The 13,507-nt window shown below is 46.1% G+C and carries 12 protein-coding genes; 1 reads left to right on the plus strand and 11 read right to left on the minus strand.

The genetic code is table 11. From position 1 onward, the window contains the following. Positions 1–143 precede the first annotated feature (143 nt). Positions 144–1,877 (minus strand): two-component system histidine kinase PnpS, encoded by a 1,734-nt coding sequence (pnpS, locus tag AC3IRK_RS11540; protein ID WP_131502788.1) that lies wholly within the window; start codon positions 1,875–1,877, stop codon positions 144–146. Further along, a complete protein-coding gene (locus AC3IRK_RS11545) occupies positions 1,874–2,581 on the minus strand; it encodes a response regulator transcription factor (RefSeq protein WP_131502789.1) in 708 nt (235 codons plus the stop codon). Before AC3IRK_RS11545 ends, pnpS begins: the two co-directional genes overlap by 4 nt. Before the next feature lie 215 nt (positions 2,582–2,796). Here AC3IRK_RS11545 and AC3IRK_RS11550 point away from each other — a divergent pair, with 215 nt between their 5' ends. Next, complete coding sequence (locus tag AC3IRK_RS11550; protein WP_370528941.1) at positions 2,797–3,228, plus strand: divergent PAP2 family protein; 432 nt, start codon at positions 2,797–2,799, stop codon at positions 3,226–3,228. Positions 3,229–3,314: 86 nt separating this feature from the next. On the opposite strand, the gene AC3IRK_RS11555 is transcribed toward AC3IRK_RS11550, so the two are convergent. From AC3IRK_RS11555 to accD, 9 genes are all read right to left on the minus strand, one after another. Next, positions 3,315–4,454 carry a zinc-dependent alcohol dehydrogenase gene (locus AC3IRK_RS11555; protein WP_131502790.1) on the minus strand — a complete coding sequence of 380 codons (1,140 nt, stop codon included), beginning with the start codon at positions 4,452–4,454 and terminating at the stop codon, positions 3,315–3,317. Between the two features lie 163 nt (positions 4,455–4,617). After that, positions 4,618–5,550, minus strand: coding sequence for a malate dehydrogenase (gene mdh / locus AC3IRK_RS11560; protein ID WP_131972396.1), 933 nt, complete (start codon positions 5,548–5,550; stop codon positions 4,618–4,620). A gap of 22 nt (positions 5,551–5,572) precedes the next feature. Next, positions 5,573–6,847 carry an NADP-dependent isocitrate dehydrogenase gene (icd, locus tag AC3IRK_RS11565; RefSeq protein ID WP_489169987.1) on the minus strand — a complete coding sequence of 425 codons (1,275 nt, stop codon included), beginning with the start codon at positions 6,845–6,847 and terminating at the stop codon, positions 5,573–5,575. A 70-nt stretch (positions 6,848–6,917) separates the two neighbouring features. Further along, the gene (citZ, locus tag AC3IRK_RS11570) at positions 6,918–8,030 is read right to left on the minus strand and encodes a citrate synthase (RefSeq protein WP_131972395.1); all 1,113 of its coding nucleotides are present in this window, start codon (positions 8,028–8,030) and stop codon (positions 6,918–6,920) included. Between the two features lie 217 nt (positions 8,031–8,247). After that, complete coding sequence (locus tag AC3IRK_RS11575; RefSeq protein WP_165871641.1) at positions 8,248–8,724, minus strand: DUF441 domain-containing protein; 477 nt, start codon at positions 8,722–8,724, stop codon at positions 8,248–8,250. Between the two features lie 51 nt (positions 8,725–8,775). Then, positions 8,776–10,524: a pyruvate kinase gene (gene pyk / locus AC3IRK_RS11580; protein ID WP_131502794.1), complete on the minus strand. Its 1,749-nt coding sequence runs from the start codon at positions 10,522–10,524 to the stop codon at positions 8,776–8,778. Between the two features lie 83 nt (positions 10,525–10,607). After that, positions 10,608–11,570, minus strand: coding sequence for a 6-phosphofructokinase (gene pfkA / locus AC3IRK_RS11585; RefSeq protein WP_256442161.1), 963 nt, complete (start codon positions 11,568–11,570; stop codon positions 10,608–10,610). A gap of 153 nt (positions 11,571–11,723) precedes the next feature. Beyond that, positions 11,724–12,659, minus strand: coding sequence for an acetyl-CoA carboxylase carboxyltransferase subunit alpha (locus AC3IRK_RS11590; protein WP_131502795.1), 936 nt, complete (start codon positions 12,657–12,659; stop codon positions 11,724–11,726). Next, on the minus strand, positions 12,646–13,506 hold the full coding sequence (gene accD / locus AC3IRK_RS11595; protein ID WP_131972393.1) for an acetyl-CoA carboxylase, carboxyltransferase subunit beta: 861 nt from the start codon (positions 13,504–13,506) through the stop codon (positions 12,646–12,648). Before accD ends, AC3IRK_RS11590 begins: the two co-directional genes overlap by 14 nt. Between the last annotated feature and the right edge of the window lies 1 nt (position 13,507).

Below are 13,507 nucleotides of genomic sequence, written 5' to 3' on the forward strand. Positions count from 1 at the left end.
TAAAAAAGCAGACAAAAAAAGACGACCGGCTAAATAGCCAGTCGCCACTGCGTGTCCCGACATGGGAGCTGAACCAGTCGAGGCACAGATGATGAAGAAGGTACTTTAAGCATACGATTATTCTGTAAAGGAAATATGAACCCTCATCCCTTTTTTGGTAAACGTATCGTAAAGGTCGTCCCGACATTTTCCTCGGATTCAACCTCGATTGTCCCATGATGAAGATCAATGATATGTTTCACAATTGCCAGACCAAGACCGGTCCCGCCCGAATTTCGACTCCGCGCCTTATCCACGCGGTAAAACCGTTCAAAAATCCGTTGCATCTCTTTTGGATGAATCCCGATTCCATCATCCTTGATTCGGAGCATGACGGCTTCTTCCCCGTCCTCTAGACTGACCCAGACATTACCGCCGTTCGGCGTATAGTTCAAGGCATTCGCGACAAGATTGACGACGACTTGCTTTAAACGATTTAAATCCGCCCGGATAAATACTTCTTCTTCTGTCTCGAGATGAATCGTCATCTGCTTTTCCGTTGCTTTTCGTTGTAACAGTGTTTCAGTTTCACGGAGTAAACTCGTAACGTCGACAATCGTCGTCTCCAGCTGATAATTGTCCTGTTCGAGACGCGACAGTTCAAGTAAATCTTCGACCAGCGTCTGCATCCGCTCTGATTCATCGTGGATGATGTTCAGGAACTGCTCCCTGATTTCCGGTACGTCTTGTGCTCCATCGAGCAGTGTCTCCGCAAATCCTTTGATGGAAGTCAACGGTGTCTTCAGCTCATGACTGACGTTTGCAACGAAGTCTTTACGCATCTGTTCGAGCTTTTTGATTTCTGTAATATCGTTAAAAACGACCGTCGTCCCTTGGACACGTCCATTTTTCCCGAAAATCGGTGCTGCACTGACCATAAAGGTCCGACTGTTTAAACCAAACCGGACACTTGATTGTTTCCGGTTTGGTTTTTCCGTCAAGTAGACATCTTCAATCACTTGACTCATCTTTTCATTTGGTAAGACCCGGTAATACAATTGTCCATTTGATTGACCATAGATATTGAACATTTCCCGGTACGTTCGATTGACAAGCAAGACATAGCCTTTTTCATCAATCAACATCAAGCCGGCACCCATGTATTCAATCAGTGACTCAAGTCGCGCCCGTTGCATCGCTTCGCCGGAAGACGCATTCTCTAGGTTCCGGGCCAACAGATTAATGGATTTCCCGAGATCTCTCGATTCATCCGGTGCCGTCAATTCGTAGACACGTGATTTATAGTTCCCGTGTGACAACTCGTATAAGACTTCTGTCGCTTCCGCAATCGGTCGTAAAAAACGTTTTGTCGAACTGTAGACAGCGAAGAAAATAATACAAAGCGAAGTCAGAAGAGATAAGATGATGACGGTCCAAATCCGCGAATAAATCATGTTCAAATCTTTTGTATAGCGGATGAAACTGATGTAGACTTCCCCACCGTCAGCCGTCAGGACGGGTTTCGTATATTGAAGACTCGTTTCATCGACTTTCGATTCGAATGTGCCATCGTTTGGGATGGCAGAAAAATTAATGGCCCTAACGTTTAGCTTCGTGACATCGACCGGGGTTCCGGCAATGATTTCCCCGCGACCGTTAAATAAAATCATGTCGAAATTCGATTCAGCATACATCTTATCGACGTAGGCTGCCATATCCGGCACTGTCCGCTCCCGTAAAATGGACTCCACCAGTGAAGTTTCATCCACTAATTTTTCTTTTTCATTATTGATATAAAAATCTTTAAATGATTGTCCAAGCAAAAAGCCCAGTGCGATTAAGACCAGGCTGATGAAAGACAACATTTTCAGAATGAATCGTTTGCGGTATTTACTCATTCCGCTTTCGGCTCCTCCATTTTGTAACCTAATCCGCGAATCGTTTTAATGTAGATCGGCTTTTTCGTATTCGGTTCAATTTTTTCTCGAACATGACTGATGTGCACATCAACGATTCGCGTATCCCCAACGAAGTCATAATTCCAGATGGCGGACAACAATTGGTCCCGCGTCAAAACACGTCCTTTGTTTTTTGCGAGATATACTAACAGCTCAAATTCCTTTGGTGTCAATTCGAGTCGCTCTTCCGCCTTGAATGCTTCGTAGTTATCCGGTACGATTTTGACGTCTCCAATCAGGATCGTTCCATCCGTCACTTCTTCCGCGACATTCTGCTGGTTCATTCGGCGCAGGATGGCTTTAACACGGGCGACGACTTCACGCGGACTGAACGGCTTCGTCAAATAATCATCTGCTCCGAGTTCCAGTCCGAGCACTTTGTCAAACTCATCATCTTTTGCCGTCAGCATTAAAATCGGGGTATTGATTTTTTGTTGGCGTAGTCGCTTGCAGACTTCCAGTCCATCCAGTTCCGGTAACATGAGATCCAGGACAATTAACGCTGCATCTTGTTTCTCCGCTAACTTCAACCCTGTCATTCCATCATGGGCCGTTTCAACAACAAAACCGGCTTGCTCTAAATTAAATTTTAAAAGTGTGGCAATCGAGAGTTCATCATCAACAACGATTATTTTATCTTTCAAGACAGTTAGCCTCCTCAGCACATTTCATCTTTGAATGAGGAATTCCGTGGAATCCGCTTCTTCTGTCTTCATCTTAACGACTTTCGCTACTAAACCACAAATCTTTCTGGTCTTTCTTTACATAATCTTTAAGGTCGGACACTTTCTTCCAGTAGTTTCCCGTGTTGAAATGACGGAATTGGGGAAACAGTTACATATCGTGATTATGTGGAGGAATGAAAATGGAATGGAATCACCCGTTGTTTGCAGCAATTACGGCCTGGTTTATCGCACAAGCCGCCAAACTCGTCACCGGTTTAATCAAAACAAAAAAATTTGACCTTGAAATCATGTTTGCTTCAGGCGGCATGCCGAGTTCACATAGTTCGACTGTCGTCGCACTGGCTGTCGTGATTGGTTTTCAAGAAGGCTTTAGTTCTTCCCTGTTCGCACTTGCCGCCATTTTCGCTGTCATCATCATGTACGATGCGACCGGCGTTCGCCAAGCCGTCGGGTTACAGGCTAAGCTGTTAAATGATTATTTCAAAGGAATCCGGCACAAGACACCTCTGCTCAATGAACTGGTCGGACACACCGAGTTTCAGGTCTTCGTGGGTCTTCTGCTTGGTCTTGCCGTAGGTTTCCTTTGGCCCGTCTTGTTCTTTTAATCATGACGCCCACCCGGTACATCAGATATAATTTTTCACACAAAAGACCGCTTCGGATGTCAGAAGCGGTCTTTATGCTGGTTGCGTTATGGTTTTAAGATGACTTTAATGCACCCGTCCTCATGATCGTTAAACGTTTGGTAGGCATGGGCTGCCTGTTCCAAATCAATTTTGTGCGTAATGATATCGGTTGGATCAAACTCCTGATTGATGATTTTTTGGAACAATTCGGGCATCAGATGAACGACCGGAGCCTGTCCCATCTTTAGCGTGATGTTCCGCGTAAAGAAATCTCCGAGCGGGAATTGATTGTATTTTTTGGCATAGACACCTGTCAATTGGACCGTTCCAAATTTCCGAACAGCATCTTTCGCGATATTGATGGCACTCAACGTTCCACCTTGCAAACCGATTTTTTGTTCCACTTTTTCAACAGCCGACATCTTACCGTCCAGTCCGACACAATCAATGACGACATCTGCGCCGCCCTGAGTCAGTTCCTTCAGATATTGACCGGTCTCTTTGTGATCCTGCAAATTGACCGTTTCGACGCGGTTCGTCATCTTGGCATGATTTAACCGGTATACTTGCTGATCAACGGCAATGACCCGTTTTGCTCCTTGCATCCAGGCAAATTTCTGTGTCATCAATCCGACCGGCCCCGATCCGAGAATGACGACCGTATCCCCTTTTTTAACGCCGGCATTCAAAACACTCCAGTAAGCTGTCGGAATGACATCGGACAGGAACAGTAAGGCTTCATCTTCCAGTTCACAAGACTCCGGAACAACGAGTGGCATGAAGTTTCCAAACGGGACTTTTAAGTACTCTGCCTGACCGCCCGGATGTCCTCCGAATTCTTCCGTAAATCCGAAGTATCCGCCTGTATCGACGTGCGGATTCCCGTTCGAATTGTCGCATTGACTCTCCATATCATGTTCACAAAAGAAACAATGTCCACACGCGACGTTGAACGGCAGGACAACTCGGTCTCCGCGCTTGACCTTCGTTACATCCGGACCAACTTCTTCAACGATTCCCATCGGCTCATGTCCAATGACATAATCTTTTTTTGCCGGCATATTTCCTTGATAGATGTGCAAATCTGACCCACAGATGGCAGTTGACGTAATTTTGACGATGATATCATCGTTTTTCTCAATCGACGGATCCTGAACATCTTTCACTTCGACATTTTTTGTACCTTGATACGTAACGGCGCGCATGAAATTTCCCCCTTTAAAGTTTTAAAAAACAGGTATACTGTAAAGGTTTACCCTAAAAAACAGGCATTCATGTTACATGTTTCTTACAAAAAGAGGATTTTTTAATCCAATACAAAAAGACACCCAATCTTTTGATTGGATGCCTTGTTTACTAAAATTGAAGTCAGAGCATTTCCAACACAGAACGGACCGTTGAAACGGATCGATCCAGCCCTTGCTTTTCTTCTGACGTCAAGTCCAACTCCAGTACCCGTTCCACGCCGTTCCCACCAAGAATGGTCGGAACACCGAGATACAAGTCCTCATACCCGTATTCTCCTTCGAGATAGGCAATCGCCGGCAAAATTCGCCGCTGATCTTTTAGAATTGCTTCCACCATCTCGACGATGGCAGCTGCCGGTGCGTAATAGGCCGAACCGTTCCCGAGTAACTGAACGATTTCACCGCCGCCTTTGCGTGTCCGTTCGACGATGGCAGCTAATCGTTCCGGTGTCAGCAGTTTCTCCAGCGGAATTCCGCCCGCGTAGGAATAACGTAACAACGGTACCATATCGTCGCCATGCCCACCGAGCACGAATCCGGAGATATCCTTAACGGAGACATTGAGTTCCATTGCGACGAACGTCCGGAAACGCGCCGTATCGAGCACACCGGACTGACCGATGACGCGTTCTTTCGGAAAACCGGATGCTTGAAAGACGGTATACGTCATCGCATCGACAGGGTTCGTCAACACGATGATGATCGATTCCGGTGCATGGGTCACGATTTCTTTCGTGACGGCTTTCATGACGTTTGCATTCGTGCTGACAAGATCTTCACGACTCATCCCCGGTTTTCTGGCAATCCCCGCCGTAATGACGACGATGTCAGAACCTTGAATGTCTTGATAATCAGATGTCCCGTTGATCCAGGCGTCAAAACCTTGAATCGGTGCTGTTTCCTGCATATCAAGTGCTTTTCCTTTGGTCGCGTTTTCCTGTTGCGGCATATCAACGAGCACGATATCCCCTAACTCTTTTTGAGCGAGGTACAGTGCTGTTGTTGCCCCTGTAAATCCGCTCCCGATGACCGAAATCTTTTTTCGTCGATTCATTGCCCCGTCCCCCTATTCAAGATTACATATTCTTGATGAGTTCATCTGCGAATTCAGAACATTTCACTTCTGTCGCACCATCCATGAGACGTGCGAAGTCATATGTGACGACTTTATTTTCAATTGATTTTTCCATTGATTGAATAATCAAGTCTGCAACTTCATTCCATCCAAGGTGACGGAACATCATTTCTCCTGAAAGAATGACAGAAGATGGATTTACCTTATCAAGTCCCGCATATTTCGGTGCTGTACCGTGAGTCGCCTCGAAGATCGCGTGACCTGTCATGTAGTTGATGTTAGCACCAGGTGCAATCCCGATTCCGCCGACTTGTGCTGCAAGCGCATCAGAAATGTAATCACCATTCAAGTTCATCGTTGCAACGACATCGAATTCTTTTGGACGCGTCAAGATTTGTTGTAAGAAGATATCAGCAATCGAATCTTTGACGATCAACTTGCCAGCTGTTTCTGCTTCAGATTGTGCTTTGTTCGCTGCATCAGCGCCTTCTTCATCCTTGATGCGGTCATACTGGTTCCATGTGAAGACGTGTTCTGCATATTCACGTTCTGCGAGTTCATAACCCCAGTTTTTGAATGCACCTTCTGTGAACTTCATGATGTTCCCTTTGTGAACGAGCGTCAATGAAGCACGTTTGTTTTCGAGTGCATATTCAATCGCTGCACGGACAAGACGTTCTGTTCCTTCTTTTGAGATCGGTTTGATCCCGAGACCAGACGTTTCAGGGAAACGGATTTTGTTGACACCCATCTCTGTTTGCAGGAAGTTAAGTAATTTTTGTGCTTCTTCGCTGCCTGACGCATATTCGATCCCAGCGTAGATATCTTCTGTGTTTTCGCGGAAGATGACCATGTCTGTATCTTCTGGGCGTTTAACCGGTGAAGGAACACCTGTGAAGTAACGGACCGGGCGAAGACATGTATATAAATCAAGTTCTTGACGAAGCGCAACGTTTAACGAACGGATTCCGCCGCCGACTGGTGTCGTGAGTGGTCCTTTGATCGCGATGATGTGTTCGCGGATCAGGTCAAGTGTTTCTTCTGGAAGCCAGTTGCCTGTTTTGTTGAATGCTTTTTCTCCAGCGTACACTTCTTTCCATTCAATCTTTTTTTCACCGTTGTATGCTTTTTCGACAGCAGCATCAAAGACACGAACTGCAGCATTCCAGATATCAGGTCCAGTGCCATCACCGATGATGAACGGAATGATTGGAGCGTTTGGTACGTTAAGTGTGCCGTTTGTTACCGTGATGTTTTCGCCTTGAATTGTAGCCATTTGTAAAATCCCCCTTGAATATGATTGATGTCATCAAAAAGCAGGAGAGGATTTCTCCTCTCCGTCTTTTTTAACGTTCGTTCATGGACACGTATGTCCGGTGTGTTTCACCAATATAATCGGCGCGTGGACGAATGAGGCGGTTGTCACTATACTGCTCTAAAATGTGCGCTAACCAACCTGACATACGACTGACGGCAAAGATTGGCGTAAACAATTCCGTATCAAGTCCAAGTGCATGGTATGTGGAAGCGGAATAGAAATCGACGTTCGGTTTCAATCCTTTTTCCGACTGGACGATTTGGTCAATCTTGACTGACATCTCGTACCATTTCGGTTCTCCGATTTGAGCTGTCAATTGACGGCTCATCTCCTGGAGGTGCTTCGCACGCGGGTCGCCGTCTTTGTAGACACGGTGACCGAAGCCCATGATTTTTTCCTTGTTCTTAAGTTTATTATGAACATACTCGTCAACCTTTTCAACTGAATCAATTTCAAGCAACATGTTCATGACCGCTTCGTTCGCTCCACCGTGAAGCGGACCTTTCAAAGCACCCATGGCAGCTGTGACGCCTGAATAGACATCTGACAGGGTTGCAACACAGACACGTGCTGTAAATGTTGAAGCGTTCAGTTCGTGATCGGCATGCAAGACGAGTGCTTGGTTAAAGGCTTTTTCTGCTACTTCTGTCGGTTCTTCGCCTGTCAGCATGTAGAGGAAGTTTGCCGCATAAGAAAGACCTGCTTTCGGTGCAACCGGCTCTTGGTCTTTTTTGATTCGTGCATACGCTGTTACGAGTGTCGCAATCTGCGCCTGGAGTTTGATGGCTTTAGCGTAATTCGCCTCTGTCGACATATCTTCAGCCGATTCATCATATAATGCGAGTTGGGATAAAGCCGTGCGAATGGCTGACATCGCGTTGGCGGTTTTCGGCGCCACTTTTAATGTCTCGAGAACTGCTGGTGCGACCGTTGCTTCAGCAATCAAAGCTTCTGACAGTTGCTTCAGTTCGTCTTCTTTTGGTAAGCGGTCATTCCAAAGTAAAAAGACCACTTCTTCAAATGAGGCGTGCTCCGCCAAATCATCAATTGTATACCCACCATACGTCAACTGACCATCAATGATCGAACTGATCTTCGATGCTGTCGCGACGATTCCTTCTAAACCTTTTGTTTGTGTCATACAAAAATCCCCCTTTTTTTCCCCCAGAAATTTAAAACGCTTTCATTTCCGTATTGAAAAAAAGACGTCTACGCAAGAGTCGTTCCCCACTCTGAACCGTTTGCTCTTGAATAGACCATCTTGTTTCTGTTCTTAGTATAAACAAAATTAACCAAAAAGTGAACGAACTTGCATACTATTATCAAAAAATTAATTCAGTTCACTATTGTTACATAATTTAACCACTGATTGTTTTAACGATGATATCCCACATTCCGATAACAAGAGCTGCAATTCCTGCTCCGATCAAAGGACCAACCGGTACACCGCGGAACAGTCCGACTGCAAGAATCGTTCCGGCAAGCAGTGCTGTCGTGACGAGTGGATCTTCCTTCATCAGACCAACGCCGTGGGCTGCAATGATGGCTACAAAAATCCCTGCTAAAAATGAAATGATCCCGATATGTCCCCGGATACTGTTCAGTAATTCTCTAAATCCGATGTCTCCCGTTGCAATCGGTACTAAAATCGCCGCCGTGATCAACGTGACCCCCCATGTGATGCCTTTCGCCTGTAACGACGGGAACAGGCGACCGTCGAGCCCGATTGCTTTGATGATGAGTAAAAATGCGGCCGCAATGATCAACGATTTATTTTGAGCGATGACACCAATCAACACGAGACCAATCAAAAAAAGATAGGCTTCCATGTTCAAACCCCCGATTTGAAAAAACGGACATGGCTTTCGCCACATCCGTTTCATTGATTATGCGTTGTACAATTTACCTGTTAAAGGATCGATTGAAATACGTTGACCATCCGTGAAGATTGTCATGGCATTTTCAACACCGACGATAACCGGTTTACCGAGTGAAGGACCAACGATTCCAGCATGGCTTGTCAATCCGCCGTCTACTGTGACCATTGCTGCAGCCATCTCGATTGCAGGCATCATATCGCGATCCGTTGAGTTCGTGATCAGAATCATACCTGGTTTTGCTTTTGCGTTTGCTTCTTCAGCTGTATGAGCGATGACAACTTCGCCAACGACACCACGTTCACCGATTCCGCGACCGTTTGTGATCTCTTTACCGACGATATGGATTTTCAACATGTTTGTCGTACCTGCCGTAAGAGCCGGGATACCTGCAGAGATGACGACGAGGTCACCGTCTGTAACGAATCCTGCTTCTTTTGCTGTATCAGCAGCAAGTGTCAACATGTCATCCGTGTTGTCTGACAAATGATCGACAACGATCGGGTAAACACCCCAAACGATATTGAGTTGACGTGCAACACGCGCGCTCGGTGTAACGGCAACGATGTTTGGCTCTGGACGGTATTTTGAAATCCGGGCAGCTGTGTAACCAGACTGAGTCGGTGTCAAGATTGCTTTAGCGTCCAGGTTGATCGCTGTATGCGTAACTGCTTGAGCGATTGCATCCGTCACAGTGTGCTCACTGCGTGTTTGACGATCTTTCAAGAGCATTTTGTAGTCAAGCATTTTTTCTGTGCGCTTCGCAATCGTATGCATCATTTGAACAGACTCAATTGGGTAGTCCCCGGCTGCTGTTTCACCTGAAAGCATGATCGCATCTGTTCCATCAAGAATCGCGTTTGCGACGTCTGATGCTTCGGCACGTGTCGGACGTGGGAAACGTTGCATCGAGTCAAGCATTTGCGTTGCTGTGATGACCGGTTTACCGTAGTCATTACAAATTTTGATGAGATCTTTTTGTGTTGGTGTAACTTCTTCCGTCGGAATCTCGATTCCAAGATCACCACGTGCGACCATCAAACCGTCTGAAATCGCGATGATTTCTTCGATGTTGTCGACACCTTCTTGGTTTTCAATTTTCGGGAAGATTTTGATATGACTTGCATTGTGTTTTTCGAGCAATTGACGAATCGCAACGACATCAGATGCGCGACGAACGAATGAAGCAGCAATCAAATCGATGTCGCTTTTGATTCCGAACTCGATGTCTGCGATATCTTTGTCTGTCAAAGCAGGTAAGTTAACTTTTACGTTTGGTAAGTTAACGCCTTTTTTCGTTTTGATGATTCCTTCGTTTTCGATGTCACAAAGGAGTTCACGGTTTTCGAGTTTTTCTGCGACACGAAGTCCGATTAATCCGTCATCTAACATGATCATCGAACCGACCTCGACATCATCATATAAACCATCGTACGTGACAGAGAACTTGTCTGCTGTTCCGACGATTTCGTTCGCGTCACCACTGACGACGATGACTTGTTTGCCGCGTACGAGAAGAGCTTTGCCTTCTTCAAATGTATGCGTACGGATTTCAGGACCTTTTGTATCTAAAAGAATCGTAACTAATTTATTTGCTTCTTCTGCTGCACGGCGGATGTCCGTAATACGGGCACCATGTTCTTCATAGTCACCGTGTGAGAAGTTCAAACGAGCGACGTTCATACCCGCTTCAATCATTTCTGGAAGACGTTTTTCTGACGCCGGTCCAATCGTACATACAATTTTAGTTCTGCGCATATTCCATAAACCTCCTACAATGTTTGGCTGTTCAATCACAATGCCAATAAAACCTATTCTACTCCGACTGATATCGGTCGATCTTAAATTGATAGTTGTTTTGACAACTCTAAGATTCCAAGATCCAGTTCGTGTTTGTTTTCGTCCAATGCCTCATCGATATCAAGATCAATCATCTTGCCACCGCGTACCCCAACGACACGTCCTTGCTTACCTTCAAGCAAGATGTCGATTGCATAAGCACCCATCCGGCTTGCCAATACACGGTCAGCAGCTGTCGGCGCACCACCGCGTTGAACATGACCTAATACTGTGACACGTGTATCAAGTCCTGTTTCTTTGGCGATCTCGTCTCCCACATCCTGCGCGCGTCCGGCACCTTCTGCCACGATGACGATCGAGTGTTTTTTACCACGATTGACACCGCTTTGAATCCGGTTTAGGACTTCTTTTAAATCTTCTGGTCGCTCTGGGACCAGGATTGATTCCGCTCCGCCGGCTAATCCAGCATAAAGAGCGATATCCCCTGCGTCGCGTCCCATGACTTCGATGACATACGTCCGCTCATGCGACGACGCTGTATCACGAATCTTATCGATCGCTTCCAGTGCCGTGTTGAGTGCTGTATCGAAACCAATCGTGTAATCCGTACCTGGAATATCGTTATCGATCGTTCCAGGGAGACCGATTGTCGGGAAACCAAGTCCCGTCAATTTTTGGGCACCACGATAAGACCCGTCACCACCAACGACAACGAGTGCATCAATTTCGAATTTCTTCAGATTGACGACAGCTTTCGCACGTCCTTCTTCTGTCCGGAACTCTGGGCAACGTGCAGAACGAAGGAATGTTCCGCCCCGTTGAATGATGTCACCGACTGAACCAAGGTTCAATTGGACGAGATCTCCGTTAATCAGACCTTGATATCCGTTATAGACGCCAAATACTTCCAGTCCATGAAAAATCGCCTTACGTGTTACAGCACGCACTGCAGCGTTCATGCCGGGTGCGTCGCCTCCACTTGTTAAAACAGCAATCCGTTTCAAACTCACGTTAATCACCTCTCCATTAATCTTAGTCTAAAATAGCACGTAGTTTTGTTGTTTTACAACAGGGCAGACTGCATAAACTTTCTACAGCAGTTTGTTCATCCTATCACGAAATAAGGAATGCCAATCATGATAGCGATTACATGCAGGTTATGTGCCAATTTGGTGATATTTTTCTGTGCGCTTCTCGATTAACTGCTCTGGTGTCAAACGGGTCAGTTGGGCAAGTCTTTGTTCTAGAACAGATTTTACTTTGTCGGCCTGTAATGAAACATCTAAATGCGCTCCACCGATGACTTCCGGGATGATTCCATCCGCGATTCCAAGTCGAAGTAAGTCCGGCGCCGTAATTTGCATTGACTCTGCCGCTTTTTCAGCAAGACTCGCATCTTTCCAAAGAAGGGCAGCTGCACCTTCAGGTGAAATGACGGAATACGTGGAGTTCTCCAACATCAACAACTGATCACAGACACCGATTCCAAGTGCTCCACCTGATCCGCCTTCACCGATGACGATCGAAATAATCGGGACCGGCATTCCGGCCATTTCAAAGAGATTCTTCGCGATTGCTTCGCTTTGTCCCCGTTCTTCCGCTGCCCGGCCGGGATACGCGCCTTTCGTATCAATGAACGTGATGATCGGACGATTGAACTTCACCGCTTGTTGCATCAATCGTAAAGCTTTTCGATAGCCTTCAGGATGCGGCATACCGAAATTCCGGCGGATATTTTCTTTCGTATCTTTTCCTCGCTGATGACCAATGATTGTCACGGCTTGACCATTCAGCATCGCAATTCCTCCGACGATTGCTGCATCATCGTAACCGTGCCGGTCACCATGTAATTCAATGAAATCGTCACAGATCAGACGAACATAATCAAGTGTCGTCGGACGCTCCGGATGCCGTGCCAGTTGGACACGGTTCCACGCTTTCATATTCCCGTAAATATCGAGTTCTAATCGACGTAGCCGTTCTTCCAATAAATTCAGCTCTTCTTTAAAATCGAGCCCTTGTGTCTCTGCCATATCGTGCAGTTCTAATATTTTTTCGCGCAATGCGATTACTGGTTGATCAAATGGTTGCATGATTGGTTCCCTCCGAGTGCATCATCAGAATACGTGTGTAGTAGGTTTTCAAGTCGTGTCGCGATACGACATCGTCGAGTTGTCCCGCCTGCAATAAAAACTCTGACGTTTGGAAGTCTTCCGGTAATTTTTCACGAATCGTCTGTTCAATGATCCGGCGACCGGCAAAGCCGATCAAGGCACCGGGTTCTGCAATATTAAAATCACCTAACATGGCAAAACTGGCTGACACGCCACCTGTCGTCGGGTGTGTCATACATGAAACGTACAATAATCCGGCATCCGAATGTTGTTTCAGGAATAAGCTCGATTTCGCCATCTGCATCAGGCTGACCATTCCCTCTTGCATCCGTGCTCCACCGGAAGCCGAAAAGATCGTTACAGGCAACCGTTCTTTCGTTGCATAACGGATGGCTTCTGCAATCGCAGCTCCGACTGCCGCTCCCATTGAGCCCATCCGAAAACGTGCATCCATGACACAGGCTACAAGCGGATATCCATTCACTTGACCAACACCGCAGACAATCGCTTCTTCAAGTCCTGTCCGTACTTGATCTCCTTTCAGCTTTTCCGGATAATCCTGAAAATCGAGTGGATCTGCCTTCACTGCCGGTAAATCGAAATACGTAATCGTTCCCGCATCAAACAATTGTTCAAATCGTTCGGTAGCAGTTAACGGATGATGGTAGCCACAGACACAGACTTTTAAATTGGCTTCGAGTTGTTTCGTATATTGAATCAGTTTGCACTTCGGACATTTCGTCATTAAACCAACCGGTACATCGACCCGTTGTTCTTTTGATGTCAAAGTGACAAATTTTTTAGGTTTTCGAAAAAATGCTTGCACG

It is taken from the genome of Exiguobacterium sp. GL_137, from assembly GCF_057834585.1.

Coding starts and splice junctions, on each gene's coding strand:
- pnpS (WP_131502788.1), bottom strand. CDS start 1,877: ATGAGTAAATACCGCAAACGATTCATTCTGAAAATGTTGTCTTTCATC.
- AC3IRK_RS11550 (WP_370528941.1), top strand. CDS start 2,797: ATGAAAATGGAATGGAATCACCCGTTGTTTGCAGCAATTACGGCCTGG.
- AC3IRK_RS11555 (WP_131502790.1), bottom strand. CDS start 4,454: ATGCGCGCCGTTACGTATCAAGGTACAAAAAATGTCGAAGTGAAAGAT.
- mdh (WP_131972396.1), bottom strand. CDS start 5,550: ATGAATCGACGAAAAAAGATTTCGGTCATCGGGAGCGGATTTACAGGG.
- icd (WP_489169987.1), bottom strand. CDS start 6,847: ATGGCTACAATTCAAGGCGAAAACATCACGGTAACAAACGGCACACTT.
- citZ (WP_131972395.1), bottom strand. CDS start 8,030: ATGACACAAACAAAAGGTTTAGAAGGAATCGTCGCGACAGCATCGAAG.
- pyk (WP_131502794.1), bottom strand. CDS start 10,524: ATGCGCAGAACTAAAATTGTATGTACGATTGGACCGGCGTCAGAAAAA.
- AC3IRK_RS11590 (WP_131502795.1), bottom strand. CDS start 12,659: ATGCAACCATTTGATCAACCAGTAATCGCATTGCGCGAAAAAATATTA.